The 19,661-nt window shown below is 68.6% G+C and carries 22 protein-coding genes and 1 riboswitch; of the genes, 9 read left to right on the top strand and 13 right to left on the bottom strand.

Annotated elements, in window-relative coordinates:
• From AB0J87_RS63625 to AB0J87_RS63605, 5 genes are all read right to left on the bottom strand, one after another.
• Nucleotides 1-191: TCP-1/cpn60 chaperonin family protein (locus AB0J87_RS63625; RefSeq protein ID WP_363985658.1), on the bottom strand; the 191-nt coding region annotated here is incomplete at its 3' end.
• 413 nt (nucleotides 192-604) lie between these two features.
• On the bottom strand, nucleotides 605-805 hold the full coding sequence (locus AB0J87_RS63620; RefSeq protein ID WP_068927743.1) for a cold-shock protein: 201 nt from the start codon (nucleotides 803-805) through the stop codon (nucleotides 605-607).
• 245 nt (nucleotides 806-1,050) lie between these two features.
• Nucleotides 1,051-1,326, bottom strand: a complete 276-nt coding sequence (locus tag AB0J87_RS63615; protein WP_185068974.1) for a MoaD/ThiS family protein — start codon at nucleotides 1,324-1,326, stop codon at nucleotides 1,051-1,053.
• Between the two features lie 24 nt (nucleotides 1,327-1,350).
• The gene (gene thrC, locus AB0J87_RS63610) at nucleotides 1,351-2,583 is read right to left on the bottom strand and encodes a threonine synthase (RefSeq protein WP_350742605.1); all 1,233 of its coding nucleotides are present in this window, start codon (nucleotides 2,581-2,583) and stop codon (nucleotides 1,351-1,353) included.
• 13 nt (nucleotides 2,584-2,596) lie between these two features.
• A riboswitch (SAM riboswitch) is annotated at nucleotides 2,597-2,738 on the bottom strand.
• Nucleotides 2,739-2,817: 79 nt separating this feature from the next.
• Nucleotides 2,818-3,372 (bottom strand): RNA polymerase sigma factor, encoded by a 555-nt coding sequence (locus AB0J87_RS63605; RefSeq protein WP_319719563.1) that lies wholly within the window; start codon nucleotides 3,370-3,372, stop codon nucleotides 2,818-2,820.
• A 31-nt stretch (nucleotides 3,373-3,403) separates the two neighbouring features.
• On the opposite strand from AB0J87_RS63605, the gene AB0J87_RS63600 reads away from it, so the two are divergent.
• A complete protein-coding gene (locus AB0J87_RS63600) occupies nucleotides 3,404-4,834 on the top strand; it encodes a trehalose-6-phosphate synthase (RefSeq protein WP_363985655.1) in 1,431 nt (476 codons plus the stop codon).
• Nucleotides 4,835-4,840: 6 nt separating this feature from the next.
• Here AB0J87_RS63600 and AB0J87_RS63595 read toward each other — a convergent pair whose 3' ends face one another.
• Genes AB0J87_RS63595 through AB0J87_RS63585 form a run of 3 tightly spaced genes read right to left on the bottom strand, consistent with a single transcriptional unit; the run spans nucleotide 4,841 to nucleotide 6,561 of the window.
• Entirely contained in the window at nucleotides 4,841-5,416 is a 576-nt protein-coding gene (locus AB0J87_RS63595; protein WP_350742601.1) for a hypothetical protein, read from the bottom strand.
• Nucleotides 5,417-5,451: 35 nt separating this feature from the next.
• Complete coding sequence (gene otsB, locus AB0J87_RS63590) at nucleotides 5,452-6,222, bottom strand: trehalose-phosphatase (RefSeq protein ID WP_363985653.1); 771 nt, start codon at nucleotides 6,220-6,222, stop codon at nucleotides 5,452-5,454.
• A 39-nt stretch (nucleotides 6,223-6,261) separates the two neighbouring features.
• Complete coding sequence (locus tag AB0J87_RS63585; protein WP_350742598.1) at nucleotides 6,262-6,561, bottom strand: DUF3263 domain-containing protein; 300 nt, start codon at nucleotides 6,559-6,561, stop codon at nucleotides 6,262-6,264.
• Nucleotides 6,562-6,678: 117 nt separating this feature from the next.
• Between AB0J87_RS63585 and AB0J87_RS63580 the strand changes: the two genes are divergently transcribed.
• From AB0J87_RS63580 to AB0J87_RS63560, 5 genes are all read left to right on the top strand, one after another.
• On the top strand, nucleotides 6,679-7,485 hold the full coding sequence (locus AB0J87_RS63580) for an SAM-dependent chlorinase/fluorinase (RefSeq protein ID WP_350742596.1): 807 nt from the start codon (nucleotides 6,679-6,681) through the stop codon (nucleotides 7,483-7,485).
• A gap of 127 nt (nucleotides 7,486-7,612) precedes the next feature.
• Complete coding sequence (locus AB0J87_RS63575; RefSeq protein WP_363985650.1) at nucleotides 7,613-8,176, top strand: hypothetical protein; 564 nt, start codon at nucleotides 7,613-7,615, stop codon at nucleotides 8,174-8,176.
• Entirely contained in the window at nucleotides 8,173-9,297 is a 1,125-nt protein-coding gene (locus AB0J87_RS63570; protein WP_363985648.1) for a S8 family serine peptidase, read from the top strand. The genes AB0J87_RS63575 and AB0J87_RS63570 overlap by 4 nt, the downstream gene beginning before the upstream one ends.
• Nucleotides 9,298-9,438: 141 nt before the next feature.
• Nucleotides 9,439-9,912: an OB-fold domain-containing protein gene (locus tag AB0J87_RS63565; RefSeq protein ID WP_363985646.1), complete on the top strand. Its 474-nt coding sequence runs from the start codon at nucleotides 9,439-9,441 to the stop codon at nucleotides 9,910-9,912.
• Nucleotides 9,909-11,093 (top strand): lipid-transfer protein, encoded by a 1,185-nt coding sequence (locus AB0J87_RS63560; RefSeq protein ID WP_363985644.1) that lies wholly within the window; start codon nucleotides 9,909-9,911, stop codon nucleotides 11,091-11,093. Before AB0J87_RS63565 ends, AB0J87_RS63560 begins: the two co-directional genes overlap by 4 nt.
• 50 nt (nucleotides 11,094-11,143) lie before the next feature.
• On the opposite strand, the gene AB0J87_RS63555 is transcribed toward AB0J87_RS63560, so the two are convergent.
• From AB0J87_RS63555 to AB0J87_RS63535, 5 genes are all read right to left on the bottom strand, one after another.
• Nucleotides 11,144-12,157, bottom strand: coding sequence for a dipeptide ABC transporter ATP-binding protein (locus AB0J87_RS63555; RefSeq protein WP_350742586.1), 1,014 nt, complete (start codon nucleotides 12,155-12,157; stop codon nucleotides 11,144-11,146).
• Nucleotides 12,144-13,178: an ABC transporter ATP-binding protein gene (locus AB0J87_RS63550; protein ID WP_350742584.1), complete on the bottom strand. Its 1,035-nt coding sequence runs from the start codon at nucleotides 13,176-13,178 to the stop codon at nucleotides 12,144-12,146. Before AB0J87_RS63550 ends, AB0J87_RS63555 begins: the two co-directional genes overlap by 14 nt.
• Before the next feature lie 13 nt (nucleotides 13,179-13,191).
• A complete protein-coding gene (locus tag AB0J87_RS63545) occupies nucleotides 13,192-14,166 on the bottom strand; it encodes an ABC transporter permease (RefSeq protein ID WP_350742582.1) in 975 nt (324 codons plus the stop codon).
• The gene (locus AB0J87_RS63540; RefSeq protein WP_350742580.1) at nucleotides 14,159-15,103 is read right to left on the bottom strand and encodes an ABC transporter permease; all 945 of its coding nucleotides are present in this window, start codon (nucleotides 15,101-15,103) and stop codon (nucleotides 14,159-14,161) included. The genes AB0J87_RS63545 and AB0J87_RS63540 overlap by 8 nt, the downstream gene beginning before the upstream one ends.
• A gap of 128 nt (nucleotides 15,104-15,231) precedes the next feature.
• Nucleotides 15,232-16,872 (bottom strand): ABC transporter substrate-binding protein, encoded by a 1,641-nt coding sequence (locus AB0J87_RS63535; RefSeq protein ID WP_363985641.1) that lies wholly within the window; start codon nucleotides 16,870-16,872, stop codon nucleotides 15,232-15,234.
• 476 nt (nucleotides 16,873-17,348) lie between these two features.
• Between AB0J87_RS63535 and AB0J87_RS63530 the strand changes: the two genes are divergently transcribed.
• The 3 genes from AB0J87_RS63530 (at nucleotide 17,349) to AB0J87_RS63520 (ending at nucleotide 19,524) form a co-directional block, all read left to right on the top strand.
• Entirely contained in the window at nucleotides 17,349-18,284 is a 936-nt protein-coding gene (locus AB0J87_RS63530) for an ABC transporter permease (protein ID WP_363985639.1), read from the top strand.
• Nucleotides 18,277-19,143, top strand: a complete 867-nt coding sequence (locus AB0J87_RS63525; protein ID WP_363985637.1) for an ABC transporter ATP-binding protein — start codon at nucleotides 18,277-18,279, stop codon at nucleotides 19,141-19,143. Before AB0J87_RS63530 ends, AB0J87_RS63525 begins: the two co-directional genes overlap by 8 nt.
• Nucleotides 19,144-19,350: 207 nt before the next feature.
• The gene (locus AB0J87_RS63520; RefSeq protein WP_192788369.1) at nucleotides 19,351-19,524 is read left to right on the top strand and encodes a hypothetical protein; all 174 of its coding nucleotides are present in this window, start codon (nucleotides 19,351-19,353) and stop codon (nucleotides 19,522-19,524) included.
• The last annotated feature ends 137 nt before the right edge of the window (nucleotides 19,525-19,661 follow it).

The raw sequence follows: 19,661 nt of genomic DNA, 5'->3' as shown, positions 1-19,661 counted from the left end.
TCCTCGAGCTCGATCTCCTTGGCGATGGAGACACCGTCGTTGGTGATCGTGGGGGCGCCCCACTTCTTCTCCAGCACGACGTTGCGGCCCTTGGGACCCAAGGTCACCTTGACGGCGTCGGCGAGCTGGTTCATACCGCGCTCGAGACCGCGCCGGGCGTCCTCGTCAAACGCGATCATCTTGGCTGCCATAAGGCTAGACCTCCCAGATGCAGGGTGGCTTGTCGTGGACCGAGCCGACGCCCGCGACGGCATGGGTCAGCATCTCCTGCGGCAGACCCCATCGTCCCGATCCGAGTGTTGGCACTCTGCTGCACAGAGTGCCAACGAACTGTTTAGCACTCTACCCTGTCGAGTGCAAGCGAGAAGCCTCCTACCGGGCCTTTCCTCCCCATATCAGCCTGTACGGCAGAGCCGTCCATCGCCGGCGGCAGGACCCCGCACCTGCGACGAGCCGCGTCCAGGCCACCGCAGGTGGCGGGATCCATACGCACGGCGAGCCGCCTCGCGCGGCTCGCCGTGACCGAGTCGACGAAAGAAAGGTGGCGGGTTCGCACGGACTGCGCTGCCGGGCGATCCCCGCCGGTGCATACCAGGGGGGTGTATCAGACCGCGCGGACGGACTCCGCTTGAGGTCCCTTCTGGCCCTGCGTGATCTCGAACTCGACCCGCTGGCCCTGTTCGAGAGATCGGTACCCGTCCATCATGATCGCTGAGTAATGGACGAATACATCCTTACCACCGTCTACCGCGATGAAGCCGTAGCCCTTGTCCGCGTTGAACCACTTGACGGTGCCCTGCGCCACTTCCGACTCCTCTTACTGGGCTTTCAGATCTCGCCCATTCCTCCGCGAGACCCGTAATCGCCGGACTTAAGGGAAAATCAGCCAGACGATCGCCCTCGACCATACCTGTGGCACGGGGTTTGGCAACAGAGTCAATCTGCAAACGACGCATTTCTTCGCAACGAAGGCGCTTCAGCGTTTCATTTGCCCTGGAAATGGAGAAGGCGCCCACTAGGGGCGCCTTCCACACGTGTGATCTATAGCACTCAGCCGCCGGCAACCGCCGGGATGATTGAGATCTGAGTGCCTTCAGGTGCCGGAGTGTCGAGCCCGTCGGCGAAACGGACGTCCTCTTCCCCAACGTAAACGTTGACAAAACGACGAATCTTGCCCGATTCATCCAGAATTCTCGCGCCGATCCCCGGGTAGTCGGAGTCGAGCTTGGCAAGCACGTCACGAAGAGTCGCGCCCTCGCCACTGACTTCGGCGTTGCCCCCGGTGTAGGTGCGCAGAATGGTGGGAATCCGCACCGAAACGCTCATGGTTTAACTCGCCTTTCCTGGTTGTCAGACAGTCGCGCGGAACGCGTCGAGGGAGGGCCGGATCACGGCCGTGGGCTGGGCGTCGTCGCTGATCGCGTCGAGCGTCTTGAGCCCGTCGCCGGTGTTGAGGACCACGGTCTCGGCCTCGGGGTCGAGCCGCCCGCTCTCGGCGAGCTTCTTCAGCACGCCCACGGTCACCCCTCCCGCGGTCTCGGCGAAGACGCCCTCCGTCGAGGCCAGGAGCTTGATCGCGGCCACGATCTCGGCGTCCGTGACGTCCTCGACGGCCCCGCCGGTGCGCCGGGCGATGTCGAGCACGTACGGCCCGTCGGCCGGGTTGCCGATGGCCAGCGACTTGGCGATGGTGTCGGGCTTGACCGGCTGCACGACGTCGTGCCCCGCCTTGTACGCGGTGGAGACCGGCGAGCACCCGGCCGCCTGCGCCCCGAAGATCTTGTACGGCGTGTCCTCGACCAGCCCCAGCTGCACCAGCTCGCGGAAGCCCTTGTCGATCTTGGTGAGCTGCGAGCCGGAGGCGATGGGGATGACGATCTGCTCGGGCAACCGCCACCCGAGCTGCTCGGCGATCTCGTACGCGAGCGTCTTGGAGCCCTCGGCGTAGTAGGGCCGCAGGTTGACGTTGACGAACCCCCACTTGTCACCCAGCGGGTCGCCGATCAGCTCGGAGCAGAACCGGTTGACCTCGTCATAGGTGCCGTCGATCCCGATCAGCTTGCCGCCGAACACGCGAGCCATGGCGATCTTGGCCGCTTCGAGGTTGGCCGGGATGAACACGCACGCCTCGAGCCCGGCGCGCGCCGCCGCCGCGGTGACCGCGCCCGCGAGGTTGCCCGTGGAGGAGCAGGAAAGGGTGTGGAAGCCGAAGTTACGCGCCGCCTCGACGGCGATGGCGACGACCCGGTCCTTGAAGGAATGGGTGGGGTTGCCCGAGTCGTCCTTCACGTACAGGTTCTTGAGACCGAGTGCGCGTCCGAGGTTTCCGGCCTTGACCAGTTTGGTCCAGCCGGGGTTCATATTGGGCTTACTGGCGACGTCAACCGGCACCGGGAGCAGCGACCGGTAACGCCAGATGTTGGCGGGGCCCGACTCGATGTCGGAGCGGGTCACGGTACCGAAGGAATAGGCCGCTTCGAGCGGCCCGAAACACTCCAGACACGCGAAGCTCGGACCGAGCGGGTAGCGCGTGCCGCACTCACGGCAGGACAGACCGACAGCAGGACCAAAGTCGAGCGACATGAAGCGAGGCCTTCCCTCATCTTCGCCTGCGGCCACCTTGACCGCAGACCGGAATTGGCACCTTGTCCCGGTCGGCCTCGCCCTGTCGCGAGTCTCAAACCGGGAGGGTTGCCGGGGCTTCGCAGGGCCGGTCCCTCCACCCCTCTGGATGAGCAATATTCAGTTGTTGAAAAGGACTCTACCCGTCCATGGGGCCCAAATGGCCACCCGTCTCAAGATGCGAGACGTGGCGTCTCAGCGATAATCATCACCCAGCACTCCCTGCACGTATTTGCGCGCCTGGTGAATGCGCGACTTGGCGGTGCCCAGGGGGATGCCGAGCTGCTCGGCCACCTCGTTGTAGTCGAGCTGGACGATGTCGCGCAGCACCAGCGCCTGCGCCAGGTCGGGCTTGTCGGCCTCCAGCGCCTCCATGGCGTCGAGCAGGTCGAGGCGCGAGCCCGCGATCACGCTCACCCGCGCCACGTCGGGCTTCTGCGTGGGCAGCTCGTCCGAGGTCTGCTCGGCCGCGCGGCGTTTGAGCGACCTGTACGTGGTGCGCGCGCAGTTGGCCGTCACGATGTGCAGCCAGGTGCTGAACCGCGCCCGGCCCTCGAACCGGCCGATGTTGCGCGCCACGGCCAGCAACGTGTCCTGCGAGGCTTCCTCGGCATCCTGGTGATAGGGGAGGATCCGGGCGCAGTGTCGCATCACATCGGGCTCGATCCGCGCCAGGAGCTCGCCAAGTGCGCGATGATCTCCTCCTGCGGCCGAGCGGGCGAGTTCCTCGGTTAGCTCATCTAGCGCCATAGCTGGGATCCTATGGGCGAAGGGAGCGTAGATGAACAGCGTCCTGGTGGCCTCCAACAGAGGACCCGTTTCCTTTACCGTCTCGGACGACGGCGAGCTGACCATGAAACGCGGTGGCGGCGGCCTGGTTTCGGCACTGTCCGAGGTGGCCAGGAAGGACGGCATGCTGTGGGTGTGCGCGGCGCTGTCCGACGGCGACCGCAGCGCCGTGCGCCTGGTGCCCGGCGGCCGGATCGACCACGCCGGCTACGACACGGGTCCGGTGCGCATGCTCGACATCCCGCCCGCCACCTTCCACCGCGCCTACAACGCCGTGGCCAACTCCACCCTGTGGTTCGTCAACCACCTGCTCTACGACATCCCCAACTCACCCAACTTCGGCACGAGGTTCGAGCGCGAGTGGGAGTCCTACCGCGACTACAACGGCGCGTTCGCGCTGGCGCTGGCCGAGGAGGCCGGCCACGGCGCCCGCGTCATGGTGCAGGACTACCACCTGACGCTGACCCCGGCGATGCTCCGCGCCGAGCGGCCGGACCTGCGCATCGCCCACTTCAGCCACACCCCGTGGGCGCCCCCCGAATACTTCTCGCTGCTGCCCGACGAGGTGGTCGGAGAGGTCCTGGAGGGCATCCTGGGGGCCGATCACGCCGGGTTCCTGGCCGACAGGTGGGCGCAGGCGTTCATGGACTGCTGCGAGGCGCTGCTGGGCGCGGAGGTCGACCGCGTGGGCCGCAGCGTCACCCACGAGGGCCGGACCACCCGCATCGGCGTGCACAGCCTCGGCGTGGACGGCGCCGCGCTGTGGGAGCGCGCCGTCGAGCCCGACGTCGAGTCGCACATGACCGCGCTCAGGGAGCAGGTGGGCGACCGCCGGCTGATCGTCCGCATCGACCGCACCGAGCTGTCGAAGAACATCGTGCGCGGCCTGGTGGCCTACCGCGAGTTCCTCGCCGCGCACCCGGAGTGGCACGGCAAGGTGGTGCACCTGGCGTTCGCCTACCCGAGCCGGCACGACCTGCCCGAATACCGCGAATACACCGCGTCGGTGCTGCGCTGCGCGCAGGAGATCGAGGACGAGTACGGCACCGAGGACTGGGACCCGCTGATCCTCAACGTCAACGACGACTACCCGCGTTCGCTGGCCGCGTACCGGATGGCCGACGTGCTGCTGGTCAACCCCATCCGCGACGGGATGAACCTGGTCGCCAAGGAGGGCCCGATCCTGTCCACGAGGTGCGCGCTCGTCCTCTCGCGTGAGGCGGGGGCGGCGGCCGAGCTGGGCCCGCACGCGCTCGTGGTGAACCCGTACGACATCAGCGGCACGGCCGCCGCGCTGCACGCCGCGCTCGTCATGCCGGAGGACGAGCGCCGCATGCGGCGCGACAAGCTGCACGCCGCGGCCACCGCCCTGCCCCCGCAGAAGTGGCTCGCGGCCCAGCTCGACGCGCTGGCCGAGATCTGAGCCCGGTCAGGTCCAGTCGGCGTGCTTGAGCGTGTCGGCCAGCCCCGGCGTGTTCCACTGGTCCACGATGAGGATCTTGCTCTGCGGCAGGTACCACTCGCGCTGCGTGAAGCGGAGCAGCACCTTCGTGGTCGAGCCCGAATACTTGACGCACTCCGACTTCCACGCGTTGTAGGCGGCCTTGTGCCCCGCGCCGACCTGGCGCAGGCCCCTGGTGACCTTCGGGCCGATGGCCTCGCCCCACTTCCGGTTGAACGGGCACGGCTGCACGTCGCTCGCCGTGTAGAAGGGCCGCTTGCCGGTGTACGGGCCGAACCCCTCGGCGCCGCGCTTGATGGACGAGGGGCCGAGGACGTAGAAGGCGTCGCATTCGGGCGTCCCCCAGCCCATGGGCTTGCCGCACTTGCCGGTCACGATCTGGACATCGTCGCCGAAGCGGTGGACCACCCACTTGATCGGGATGTACAGGGTCAGGCCCTTGCGCAGCTTGACCGCCTGGGCGGGCGCGGCGTGGGCGGGCAGGGAGGTCGCGAGGAGGGTGGCCGCGGCCACGGCCACGGCGGCGAGGTGTCGCTTGTGCATGCGCCCGACCCTAGGGAGCGCGACTTGCAGCTCAATCACGAACGGCTGAAAGCCGCCACAAGCTCCTCCAGCAGCGCGACGACGCCGTCGGGCCCGTCCACCACGATGTCGGCCCGCTCGGCCAGCTCGGTGACCTCCGCGGAGCCGCTGCACACGGTCACGCCGGGCAGCCCCGAGAGGCGTACGGCCTCGAACGCGGCCAGGTCGCCGAGATCGTCGCCCACGAACATGACGGACCTGGCGGCCCGCTCGGCCAGGAACAGGCTGAGCGCCTGCCCCTTGTCCATGCCCGGCGGCCGCAGCTCCAGCACGAAGCGGCCTGGCTCGACCACCAGGCCGCGCTTGGCGGCCAGCTCGGCCAGCGGCTCGCGCAGCCTGGCCAGCGCGCCCTCCGGGTCGGAGCTGCGCCTGGTGTGCACGGCCACGGCCCGGCCCTTGTCCTCGATGGTGACGTCTCGCAGGCCCAGCGACTCGAGCAGCAGCTGCAGCTCGGCCTCGGCCTCGAGCACGCCCGGAGGCGGCGGGGGCCCGGAGATCTGCCCGGCCTCCCAGCGCTCGAAGCCGTAGTGCCCGAGCACGACCAGCCGGGGCACGTCGGCCAGGCCCGGCCCGAGCTCCAGCGCGGTGGCCGGCGGCCGGCCGGTCACGATGGCCACCGCCAGGACGTGGGCGCCGAGCTCGGCCAGCACCTCCGGCGCCTTCGGATGGATCACGGCCTCGGCGGGATCGGGCACGATCGGCGACAGGGTTCCGTCGAAGTCGAGCCCGATCACGGCGCCCGCCGGGTCGTCCAAGATCGCTTTCATTCCAGGGATGTTCCTCACGCGGCTGCCGTACCCAGCCGGTCAGGGACGCATGCCGAGTCTCCTGGCGGCGCGGTCACGCTGGCGGGTGGACCGTAACCTGCGCAGCCGCTTGACCAGCATGGGATCGTGCTCCAGCGCCTCCGGCCGGTCGATAAGCTCACCGAGCAACTGGTAGTAGCGCGTGGCGGAGAACCCGAAGCTCTCCTTGATGGCCTGCTCCTTCGCGCCCGCGTAGCGCCACCATTGGCGTTCGAAGGCGAGGAGTTCGAGATCGCGTTCTGAGAGGGGTTGGCCGGACGTCTCCTGGGCAGCATTGTCACCGCTGAGCGGTGCTCCCATGGTGTCCTCCTCGGGAAAGGTGCGCGCGACGACTCCGCACGCACGCGGCCCGTGGCCAATCGTAATGTGCGAAGTGCGGCTGTTCACGACGTATTGAGAGACGTACAGTCACGAAATGTGACCTCAGTAATCACGCTCCTCACCGACTACGGACTCGAAGACGGCTATGTGGCGGCGTGTCACGGAGTGATCGCCGGAATCGCCCCCCAGGCGCGGGTGATCGACGTGTGCCACCTGATCCCCTCGGGTGACGTACGGCGTGGCGCGGCGATTCTCGCCCAGACCATTCCGTACCTTCCCGCGGGCATCCATATCGGCGCGGTCGATCCCAGCGCGGGCGGCGCCCGGCGGGCGGTGGCCGTCGAGGCGGGCGGGCGGGTGTTCATCGGACCCGACAACGGGCTGCTGTCGTGGGCCGTGCACGCCAGCGGCGGCGCCGAGGCCGCCTACGCGATCAGCAACGAGGAGCACTTCCTGCGGCCGGTCTCCCCCACCTTCCACGGGCGCGACGTCTTCTCGCCGGTCGCGGGGCGGCTGTGCGGCGGGCTGAGACCGTCGGACCTGGGGCCCGAGGTGCCGATCGGCAGGCTGGTGACGCTGCCGGCGCCGACCACGCTGCTGCGCGAGGGCTCGGTGGAGGGCGAGGTCGTCTCGGTCGACCGCTACGGCAACACCCAGCTGTCGATCGCGGTCGGCGACCTGCACGCGCTGGGCGTGCGGGTGGGCGACACCCTGGGGGTCTGGCTGGGCCGGCGGCAGCTCTCGCTGCCCTACCGGGAGACGTTCGCGGCGGTGCCGCCGGGGGAGCTGGTGGCGTTCGCGGACTCGGCGGGGCTGATCGCGATCGCGGTCAATTCCGGTGACGCAGCGCAGCGGCTGGGGCTCCCACCTGGCGCGCATGTCCGACTCTCCCCTACTCCATAGGACGAAGGCGCACAGATCGGAATTACTCCGCGTATCAGTCTGTTTACCGAAGCGTCGGAAAGAATCAGCGGGCGCGTGTCAGAATGCAACGCGCGGGCGTCCCTCCCCTCCCCTCCAGAGGTCGACGTTGTACCAGCTGTCCATCGTGCTGCTCTCCATAATGTCCGCGCTCTGGCCCGCGCCGGAGCCGCCCGTGTCAGAGCGCTGGCACGCGTGGCCCGTCGCGCAGATCTTCCCCGCGACCCTGCCCGGGGTCAGCCCGTCGGGGGCGCGGGTCACGTACGAGCTGGCCGGGGTCGCCCCCGAGGCGCCCTGCCGGACGGCGTTCCAGCCCGCCGCCGTCCGGCGCGGCTGCCGCGTGGCCCTGCGCGCCACGTACGCCGACAGCACGCAGACGTTCGTCGCCACCGTGGGCATCGCCGTGCTCGACACGCCCGGACGCGACTACTTCCGCGTGGGACGGCCCGCGACCGTGCGGCCGGTGGCCTTTCCCCGAGGGCCGGCCGAGCGCTTCGGCGAGCGGCAGTACTTCACCGGGGTGGTGCTCAGGTCCGACGAGCGCTACGTGGTGGCGACGGCCGCCGGGTACGCCGACGGCCGGCCGTACCAGCCGGGTGACCGCCTCGCACCCCGGCTGCGCGCCACGGCGCGGCAGCTCGCCACCGAGTTGCACCGGACGCTCACCCGATGAGCAGGCTCGCCGTCGCCTTCCTCGTCACCGCGCTGGTGGTGGGAACCGTTCCGGCGAGCGCCACCGACGACGTGGGCGAGGCCGCCCGGGCGGGACAGTGGCAACTCGCCGCGATGCGGCTGCCCGAGGCGTGGCGGTCGAGCAGGGGCGAGGGCGTGATCGTCGCCGTGCTCGACACCGGCGTGAACGGCCGCCACCCCGACCTGGAGGGCGCCGTGATCCAGGGCCCCGACCTGACCGGCACCGCCAAGGGCCTCTGGGGGCGGCACGGGACCGCCATGGCCAGCCTGATCGCCGGGCGCGGCCACGGCGACGAGCACAAGGGCGGCGTCATCGGGGTGGCGCCCGCGGCCAGGGTGCTGTCCATCCGGGTCACGCTGGAGAACGGCGACCCGCTGCGCGAGCAGCAGCGCGCCGGCGGGCGCGACGCGCTGGCCAAGGGCATCCGGTACGCGGTCGACCACGGGGCCGGCGTGATCAGCATGTCGCTGGGCGGCGGCAGCGGCGCGTGGGAGGGCTCGCCGTCGGAGGAGGAGGCCATCCAGTACGCGATCGCGCGGGGCGCCGTGCTGGTGGCCTCGTCGGGCAACGACGGCGGCACGGCCAACAGGAAGAACTTCCCCGCCGCCTATCCCGGGGTGATGGCCGTGGGGGCGGTGGACCGGGAGCTCAGGGTGGCCGCGTTCTCCAACAGGCAGGACTACCTGTCGGTGGTCGCGCCGGGCACGGAGATCGTCACGGCCGACGCGCGCGACTCGTACGTGGTGAGCGACGGCACCAGCTCGGCGGCGGCCATGGTGGCGGGCGTGGCGGCCCTGATCAAGTCCGCGTATCCCGACATGTCGCCCTACCACGTACGGACGGCCATCGAGCTCGGCACCAGGCTGCAGCCGGCCGACGGCCACAGCCCCGCCTACGGGCACGGGGTGGCCAACGCCCTGCTCGCCCTGCGGCAGGCCGCCCGCCTGGACCCGCCCGGCGCCGGCCTCGCCCATCCCGGCCCGTACTTCGGCGACGGCCCGCCGCCCGCCTCCCGGGGGCCGGTGGTGGCGGGCATGGTGATGCTGGCCGCGGCGATGTCGGCCCGCATCCTCGTCCGCCACCGCAAACGCCGCTCCTGACCCCTCCCCCGACCCCCTCCCCAGTCCCGGGTCTTCTCCCAAGGGACAGAAGGGACGTCGGCGGGCCGCCCGCGCACCCGTCCGGGCAAAGGGGCGTCGGCGGGTCGTTACCCTAGCAAGCGCTTGTGCGATACTGGCGGCATGACGTTAGCGATCGAGGGCTGGTTCGCCATCGACGAGGACGGCGTCTTCCTCCTGGGCACCAGCTGCGCCACCTGCGGCACCGTCACCTTCCCGCCCCGTCCCGGCCTCTGCCCCAACCCCCGCTGCGACGCCACCTCGATGGAGACGACCCGCCTCCCCCGCCGCGGCCGGGTGTGGTCGTACACGAACGCCGTCTACCCGCCCCCCGCCCCCTACGTCGCCGCGGACCCATACGTGCCGGTGACGCTGGCCGCCGTCGAGCTCGACGAGGTGGGGATCGTGGTGCTCGGGCAGGTCAAGGGCCTCACCGTGAACGAGCTGGAGGTCGGCATGGAGCTGGAGCTCACCTCCGGGCCGCTGTCGGACGGACCGCTGATGTGGATGTGGGAGCGGGCCGTGAGAGAGCGAAGCGAACGAACCAATAAGCACAGCAGCGTCTCGCGCACAGCGCCGACGAAGGAGGCGCTGTGAGCGTCGTGGTGCTGGGCGTCGGGATGCATCCGTGGGGCAAGTGGGGCAGGCCCTTCCTGGAGTACGGCGTCGCCGCCGCCCGCGCGGCCCTGCGGGACGCCGGGGTGGCGTGGACCGACGTGGAGTTCGTCGTCGGGGCGGACACGATCAGGAACGGCTACCCGGGCTTCGTCGCGGGCGCCTCCTACGCGCAGGCGCTGGGCTGGTCGGGCGCCAGGATCGCCTCCTGCTACGCGGCCTGCGCCTCCGGCGCCCAGGCCGTGGACATCGCCCGCACGCGCATCCTCGCGGGCCTGTGCGACGTGGCGCTGGTGGTCGGGGCGGACTCGACCCCGAAGGGCTTCTTCAAACCGGTCGGCGGCGACCGCCCCGACGACCCCGACTGGCTCCGCTTCCGCCTGCTGGGCGCCACCAACCCCGCCTACTTCGCCCTCTACGCCCGCAGGCGCATGGCCGTGCACGGCTCGACCCCTGCCGACTTCGCCGCCGTCAAGGTCAAGAACTCGCGGGCCGGCTCGCTCAACCCCATGGCCCGCTACCGCAAGCCCGTCACCGCCGAGGAGGTGCTGGCCTCGCCGCTGGTCGCCGACCCGCTGCGCCTCATGGACATCTGCGCCACCTCGGACGGAGGCGCGGCGGTGGTCCTGGCCTCGGAGTCCTACGCCCGCCGCCGGGGCCTGCGGGCTCCGGTACGCCTGGCCGCGGTCTCCACCGTCACCCCGACCTTCCCCAGCACGATCCTGGAGCTGCCGAACTTCGCCACCGACTCCCGCACCGCCGTACCGGCCCCTGAGAGGCCCTTCAGAGCGGCGATCGCGCACGCGGCGTACGAGGAAGCAGGGGTGGGACCTGAGGACGTCTCACTGGCGGAGGTGTACGACCTCTCGACGGCCCTGGAACTGGACTGGATGGAGGACGTCGGCCTGTGCCCGCCCGGGGAGGCGGCCAAGCTGCTGCACGACGGGGCGACGGGGCTCGGCGGCCGGATCCCGGTCAACCCCTCGGGCGGCCTGGCCTCCTTCGGCGAGGCGATCCCGGCCCAGGCGATCGCCCAGCTCTGCGAGCTGACCACGCAGCTGCGGGGCGAGGCCGGCGACCGCCAGGTGCCTGTCGCCCGCGTCGGCCTCGCCGCCAACCAGGGCCTCTTCGGCCACGGCTCCGCGCTGATCGTCACCACGTAGAAACGCGAAGACCCTCCGGGGAGCTCCCCCGGAGGGTCTTCGGAGGCGAGTCAGCCTACGTGCACCACGTCGTGCGTCTCCGCGAAGTGACAGGCGCTCTCGTGCCCGGTACCCGGACGGATCTGCAGCAGCGGCTCCTCCTCGGCGCAGATCTCCTGCGCCTTCCAGCACCGCGTACGGAACCGGCATCCCGACGGCGGGTTCGCCGGGGACGGCGGGTCGCCCTGCAGGATGATCCGCTCCCGCTGCTCCCGGCCCTCCGGGTCGGGCACCGGCACCGCCGAGAGCAGCGCCTGCGTGTAGGGATGCGCGGGCTTGTCGTAGATCTCGGTGTCCTTCCCGAGCTCCACGAACTTGCCCAGGTACATCACGCCCACCCGGTCGGAGATGTGCCGCACCACCGACAGGTCGTGGGCGATGAAGATGTACGCCAGGTCGAACTCGTTCTGCAGCCGCTCGAGCAGGTTGATCACCTGCGCCTGGATGGACACGTCCAGGGCCGACACCGGCTCGTCGCAGACGATGATCTCCGGCTGGAGCGCCAGCCCTCGGGCGATGCCGATGCGCTGCCGCTGTCCACCGGAGAACTGGTGCGGGTAGCGGTTGATGTGGTCGGGGTTGAGCCCGACGACCTCCAGCAGCTCCTGCACCTTCTTGCGGCGGTCGCCGCGCGGCGCCGCCTCGCTGTGGATCTCGTACGGCTCGCCGATGATGTCGCCGACGGTCATCCGGGGGTTCAGCGAGGTGTACGGGTCCTGCATCACCATCTGGATGTTGCGGCGCATCCGCTTGAGCTCGCCGCCCTTGGCCCTGCCGATGTCACGGCCGTTGATCAGCACCGAGCCCGAGGTCGGCCGCTCCAGCGCCATCAGCACCTTGGCGAGGGTGGACTTGCCGCAGCCCGACTCGCCCACGATGCCCAGCGTCTCGCCCTTGTGCAGGTCGAACGACACGCCGTCGACGGCCTTGATCGCGCCGATCTGCCGCTTGAAGACGATGCCCTGGGTCAGCGGGAAGTGCTTGACCAGGTCCCGAACCTCGAGGATGCGCTCACCGATCGCCATCGAGGACCTCCCTCCAGTAGTGGCACGCGCTGCCTCGGGTGCCGCTGATCTCGTGGAGCGGGGGGGCGTCGGTCACGCAGTCGTCCTGCCGGTAGGGGCACCGGGGGTGGAACGCGCAGCCGGACGGCAGGTCGAGCAGGTTGGGCGGCAGGCCCTTGATCGCGTACAGGTCCTGACCCTTGAGGTCGACCCGGGGGATCGACTCCAGCAGACCCTTCGTGTACGGATGCGCGGGGCCCTTGTAGATGTCGTGCACGGGGGCCTTCTCCACGATGCGACCCGCGTACATGACGGCGATCTTGTCGGCCACGTCGGCCACGACGCCGAGGTCGTGCGTGATCAGGATCAGGCCCATCTGGCTCTCGCGCTGCAGCTCGGCCAGCAGCTCCATGATCTGGGCCTGGACGGTCACGTCGAGCGCCGTGGTCGGCTCGTCCGCGATCAGCACCTCGGGGTCCAGCGCGATCGACATCGCGATCATGATGCGCTGGCGCATGCCCCCGGAGAACTGGTGCGGATAGTCGTTCACACGCTGCCTGGCGGCCGGGATGCGGACCCGGTCCATCAGCTCGACGGCCTTCTTCATGGCGTCGCGCTTGGACATGCCGCGGTGCACCCGGAACATCTCGCTGATCTGCCAGCCCACGGTGAACACCGGGTTGAGCGCGGAGAGCGCGTCCTGGAAGATCATCGCGATGCGCTGGCCGCGCACCTGCGTGCGCGCCTCCTCCGACAGCCTGAGCAGGTCGGTGCCCTTGAAGCGGATCTCCCCCTTGGGGATGACCGCCGGCGGCATGTCGAGAATGCCCATGATCGCCTGCGCGGTCACGGACTTGCCCGAACCCGACTCGCCCAGCACCGCGAGCGTCTCACCGGGGCTGACCGTGTAGCTCACGCCGTTCACCGCGCGTACGACCCCGGCACGCGTACGGAACTCCACGTGCAGGTTGTCGACCGCGAGCAGCGGTTGGTCGCCCAGCCCTCCCTCGGCGGGCAACACATCCGTTGACGTCTTCTTCACTTGATCCCCCCTTCTACCTGAGCTTCGGGTCGAGCGCGTCGCGTACGGCGTCGCCCATCATGATGAACGCCAGCACCGTGATGCTGAGGAACACGGCCGGGAACACCAGTGGCAGCGGCGCCTCCAAGAACCTGATGCGCGCGTCGGCGATCATCAGACCCCATGAGATGTCCGGCGACTGGACACCCACGCCCAGGAACGAGAGCGCGGCCTCGGCGGCGATGAAGCCGCCCAGGTTGATCGTGGCCACGACGATGACCGGCGCCAGCGAGTTGGGCAGCAGGTGACGGAACATGATCCGCCCCGCGCTCGCTCCCAGCGCCCTGGCCGCGACCACGAAGTCCTGGTTCTTCGCGGTGATCACGGCCGCCCGCATGATGCGGAACGTCATCGGCCAGCCGAGCACCGCCAGCGCGAGGATGACCAGCATGATGCTGTTGGCCCGGCCGCGGAAGGTGGCGGCGATGAGCAGCGCGCCCAGGATCGGGGGGATGGCGAAGAAGATCTCGGTGACCCGCGAGGACACCGTGTCGACCACGCCGCTCCGGAAACCGGCGATCAGGCCGAGCAGACCGCCGACCACCGTGGTGATGATCGTGGTGAACACGCCGATCACGATCGAGTTGCGGGCGCCGTAGATCGTCCTGGCGTAGACGTCGCACCCCAGGCTGTCCTTGCCGAACAGGTGGCCGGCGCTGGGCGCCTGCCTGGCCGTGGACAGGTCACAGGTCCTGGCGTTGAACGGGTCGATCGCCGTGAACAGCGACGGCAGGAACGACATGACGAGCAGCACCAGGATGATGACCACCGAGATGATGAACATCGGCCGGCGCCTGAGGTCGTACCAGGCGTCGCTCCACAAGCTCGCGGGCTTGCCTTCCTTGCCCTTCTTGCCCTGTGGCGTGGGCGCCGGGTCGGTAACCGTGTCCGTGACCAGTGTCTGCGTCTCCGGGAGCCCGGGCCCGACCGGCGGGATTGGGTTACTCATAGCGGATCCTCGGGTCGAGCACGGCGTATAGCAGGTCGACGACCAGGTTGGCCAGGATGTAGATCAGCACCAGGACGGTGATGATCCCCACCACAACCGGTTGTTCTCGCAAGTAAACCGACTGGAACAGCTGATTTCCAATCCCCGGGAGATTGAAGATCGTCTCGGTGATCACCGCGCCGCCCATCAGGTTGCCGAGGTCGGCGCCCAGATAGGTGATCAGCGGGATCAGCGCGTTACGCAACCCGTGCCGGCCGATGACGCGCCGTCGTGGCAGGCCCTTGGCCGTGGCCGTTCGGATGTAGTCCGCTCTGAGCGTCTCCACCAGGCTGGTTCTGGTGAGCCTGGTCAGGTACGCGATCGACGTCCCCGCGAGCACGAAGCCGGGCAGCAGATAGCTGCGCCAGCCCGCGAACGTGCCCGCCACCGGGAAGATGTCCAGCCCGGTCCACAGCTTGAGCTTGACGCCCAGGACCAGCTGCAGCACGAAACCGGTGACCAGCGTGGGCACCGAGATGAGCAGCAGCGTGGAGGCCAGGATGGCGGTGTCGGTGGCCTTGCCGCGGCGCAGCGCCGCCCACAGGCCCAGGCCGACGCCGATGAGCGCCTCCATCACCAGGGCGGTCAGCGCGAGGTTCAGGGTGACCTGGAACTTGCCGGCCATGACCTGGGACACGGGGACGTCGGCGAAGTTCACGCCGAAGTCACCGCGGAAGAGCACGCCGCTGATGTAGTACCAGTACTGCAACAGCAGCGGATCGTTGAGGTGATACTGCTCGCGCAGGACCTCGGCGACCGCGGGGTCCGGGCGCTTGTCTCCGAACAGCGCCGCGATGGGGTCCCCTGGCAGTGCGAAGACAATCATGAAGATGAGTAGCGTGGCGCCGAGCAGGACGGGTATCGCCTGGATCAAGCGCCTGATGACATAACGGCCCATACAAGCCCTCCGGTACATGACTTGGAGGCAGCCCCCGGAGCCCGTGGTTCACCCGGCTCGAGTGGCTGCCTCCAAGCTCAGCCCTCCGGCGGGTGGACGGCAAGAGCCGTCCACCGCGCGAATGAACGTCAGGCCTTCTCGATGTCGACCCAGTTAACCTGGTTGAGCAGGTTGAGCTTGACGTTCTTCACCTTCGAGGAGTACCCGAAGTTGCTCCGGTAGAAGTAAACCGGGATGTACGGAAGGTCCTTGATGAGGATGTCGTCGGCCTGCTGGTAGAACTTCAGGCCCTCGGCGGCGTCCGCGGCCTGGTCACCCTTGGAGACCAGCTCGTCGAACTCCTTGTTCGAGTAGCCACCGTAGTTCGAGCCGGTGCCGATGGAGCCGGTGCCGAAGATCGGGGTCAGGTAGTTCTCGGCCGACGGGTAGTCGATGGACCAGCCCATACGGAAGAGGCCCTTGTACTCCTTGGCGTCCAGGGCGTCCAGGATGCCCTGGAACTTCTCGAACGGCTTCGGCGTGACCTCGATGCCCAGGTTGGCGCGGAGGTTGTTGGCGACAGCCTCGATCCACTCCTTGTGGCCACCGTCGGCGTTGTAGCCCAGCTCGATGGTCTTGGGGCCCTTGGCGGCGTCGTACAGCTTCTTGGCCTCGGCCGGGTTGTACGTGCACGCGTCGCAGGCGCCCTGGCGGTAACCGGGGATGGCCGGGTTGATGAAGTCGTCGGCGGGGGCGCGGGTGCCGGAGAAGACCGTCTCGGTGATGGTCTTCCGGTCGATGGCCAGCGAGATGGCCTTGCGGACCTGCGGGTCCTTGAACTCGGGGTTGTACTGCAGCGGGACGCCGATGTAACCCACGGCGGCGTCGGGCTCGTCGTGGTAGCGGTCGCCGAGCACGGACTTGGCCGTGGCGATCGTCGACGGCGGCAGCGAGTCGTGGATGTCCAGGTTCTCGGCCTGCAGGTCGTTGAACGCGGTCTCGGAGCTCGTGTAGACCTTGAACTGGAGCTTCTTCCAGTTCTTCGGCTTGGCGCCCGGGAACTTGTCGTAGACCGTCAGGTCGATGGTCTGGTCGGTGCCCTTCTTGTAGGGCTTGTCGAGCTTGAACAGGCCCTGACCGATCGGCTGCTCGCCGAAGGTCTGCGTCACCTTGCCGTCGGCACCGAGGGCCGCCTTCGGCATCGGGTAGAACGCGGTGTAGCCCAGCATCGTCTTGAACTGCGAGAACGGCGCCGAGAGCGTCACCTCGAGCGTGGAGTCGTCGACGACCTTGAGACCCTTCATCTCCTTGGCCGTCGGCGTCTTGCCCTCACCCGGGTGGACGTCGGCGTAGCCGTCGACGCGCCCGAAGAAGTAGGACGAGCTCATGGCGTTGTCCTGCAGGGCCGCGTAGTTCCACGCGCGAGCGTAGTCGGCGGCGGTAACCGGCGTGCCGTCGTGCCACGTGTAGCCGGACTTGAGCTTGATCGTCCAGACCTTGCTGTCCGACGTCGTGATCGACTCGGCGGCTTCCTCGACCGGCTGCTTGTTCTCGTCGTAGCGGACCAGCGGGGAGAACACTGCGGCGAGGACCTCGGACCCCTCGGTCTCGGTCGTGTTCTGGGGGTTCAGGAGCTCCTGGGGCTCGCCGATCTCCATGCGGACCGGCGTCTCCCCGCCGCCTCCGGCAGCAGTGCCGCCACTGTCAGAGGCGCCACCGCCACACGCGGCAACCGCGAGGGCGAGCAGCGCGGTACCGGCGACGATCTGTGCGCCCTTAGTAACACGCATGGTGAAAGAATTCCTCCCTCTACAGGTGGGCGTTAGCGCTGAGCTGCGGTGATCGTGAGCAGCCTGACGGGGGGATCCTGGTTTTCCCCCCGGGTTTGGCTGACATGGTCAAACCAGCCGACGCCCTGCCAGTCGATCGCGACTATCCCTTACTACTTGCCACCAGGGAGTCTCTGGCGCGTTGCAGTTCGGTCACACGTGTGCCAATCCAGCGTCACAGACATTTAGCCCAACAGGCAACAAATCGTACAGAGCCCGTGTAACCGGTACGGCCGGGACGTGAACAGACGATGAAAATTACCCTCTACATGAGAGTGGTCGCGCCCTTGCCAGCGCACCGCGCCGCGCTGGGCTACGGTTGAGCAGGTCTTGACGGCACCTTGGGAACCGAGCGTCCCGAGGCTCCGTCCAACTGACGCTGCCGCCAACCCGCGCGGCAGGCACCCCACCGACCGGGATCCAATAGAGTCCTTGCCATGAGCCAGCCGGAATCCGCTGTCGCGGACGCCCAGGCGGGCGGCCGAAGCGGGCAGGAGCCGCTGGCCAAGCTCGCCAAGAGATACGGACTTCGCCGTGCCATCGCGCGGCCGAGGTTCCCTGTCTACGTGCGCCAGCTCTGGGAGCGGCGACACTTCATCCTGACGTACGCGACCTCGCGCAACGTCTCGAAGTACACCAGCTCGGCTCTCGGCCAGCTCTGGCAGGTGCTGACCCCCCTGCTCAACGCCGGCATCTACTTCCTGATGTTCGGCCTCATCCTCGGTGGCAGCAAGAACATCCCCAACTACACGGCGTTCCTGCTGACCGGGATGTTCGTCTTCACCTACACGCAGCGCACGGTCACCGCGGGCGCCAAGTCGATCTCGGGCAACCTGTCGCTCATCAGAGCGCTCCACTTCCCCCGCGCCTCGCTGCCGCTGGCCTACACGATCCAGGAGCTCCAGCAGCTCGCCATCTCCATGGGCATCCTGCTCGTCATCGTGATGCTCACCGGCGAGGGGCTCAACTGGTTCTGGCTCATGATCCCCGTGGTGCTGCTGCTCCAGACGATGTTCAACATCGGTGCCGGCCTGATCGTCGCCCGGCTCGGCGCCTCGATGCGCGATCTCAACCAGTTGCTGCCGTTCATCACCCGCACCTGGCTCTACGCCTCCGGCGTGTTCTTCTCGATCCAGGACAAGGTCGTCGGCTCCGCCGGGCTGCCCCAATGGGTGGCCAATGTGATGTACATGAACCCCGCCGCTTCCTACATCGAATGGATGCGCGAGATCCTCATCTCGACCCACAATCCGCAGTTCGGCCACCACCCCCCCACCATGGTGCTGGCGTCCTGCGTATTCTGGGCGGTGTTCGCACTCGGCTTCGGCTTCTGGTACTTCTGGCGGTCCGAGGAGAGGTACGGGCGTGGCTGAACTTACCAAGGAGCTGTCACAGGTGAAGGGCGAGAAGCCCGCCGTCCCCGGCAAGGATGTGAGAGTGCATCCAGATCCGGAGCCCCAGGGCAAGCGGCCACTCGACGTCCCCACGGGCACTCCGACCGTCATCGTCGACGATCTCCACATCGTCTACCGCGTCTACGGCGCGGCCTCCGACGCCGAGAAGGGCAACGCGGTCAACGCCCTCACGCGCATCCTCAGGCGCCAGGGCCGCCCGCAGATGAAAGAGGTCCACGCGGTCAAGGGCGTGACCTTCGTGGCCTACCACGGCGACGCCATCGGCATCGTGGGCCGCAACGGCTCGGGCAAGTCCACGCTGCTGCGGGCCATCGCGGGCCTCCTCCCGCCGCACAAGGGCGCCGTCTACACCGACGGCCAGCCCTCGCTGCTCGGCGTCAACGCGGCTCTCATGCGCGAGCTCACCGGTGAGCGCAACATCGTGCTCGGCTGTTACGCCATGGGCATGACGCCTGCCGAGGTCCGCGAGAAGTACCAGGAGATCGTCGACTTCTCCGGCATCGACGAGTTCGTCCAGCTCCCCATGTCCACCTACTCCTCCGGCATGGGCGCCCGGCTCCGCTTCGCCATCTCCTCGGCCAAGACCCACGACGTCCTCCTCATCGACGAGGCCCTGGCCACGGGCGACCGCGAGTTCCGCAAGAAGAGCGAGGAGCGCATCCGCCAGATCCGCGAGTCCGCCGGCACGGTCTTCCTCGTGGCCCACGACCTCAAGGTCATCGAGGAGACCTGCAACCGCGTCATCTGGCTGCACAAGGGCAAGATCAAGATGGACGGCGACCCGAAGGAAGTCATCGCCGCCTACAACAAGGGCTGACCTCTCTCACGGCGCGACGGCCGCCGCTCACGGCTCGGAGCCTCCCCCCGCTCCGGCCCGATGCCCTGCCGGGTTACGGCCACAAACACCGACATCCACGCTTTTCGCTGTTGTGTGCGAAACGCGCGCGACTGCAGTGGCAAATGACTGACAGCGAGCCTGCCGTTCCGATAGGATTCGAACGTCAATTCGATCCGAGGTACGCTGATGGAGTGGGAGCGCGCGATGGTGGAGCTTTCGACCGCGATCGACCACCTGGCCACCGAGGACGTGGCCGAGATTCCCCGGATACAGCTCGCCGAGCAGCTGCTGGAGCTGCACTGGCAGATGGCCAGGCTGCAGGCCCAGATAGCGCGTCGCACCGGCGTCCGCCTGCCCTGAGCCCTCCGACCGGCCCGTAATCCCGACAATCACCCACTCCGCAGACCACGACCCACCGCCCCTCTTGGACGGCTGAGAGCACGCCGTAACGGCGGCCGGCCCCGTGCGGGTCAGCGGGCGTCACCCTGGAGGCGCTC

Source organism: Nonomuraea sp. NPDC049625, assembly GCF_040675285.1.
GTDB lineage: Bacteria > Actinomycetota > Actinomycetes > Streptosporangiales > Streptosporangiaceae > Nonomuraea > Nonomuraea angiospora_A.
Note: the sequence above shows the minus strand (reverse complement) of the source record. Positions and strands in the feature narration are given on the sequence as shown.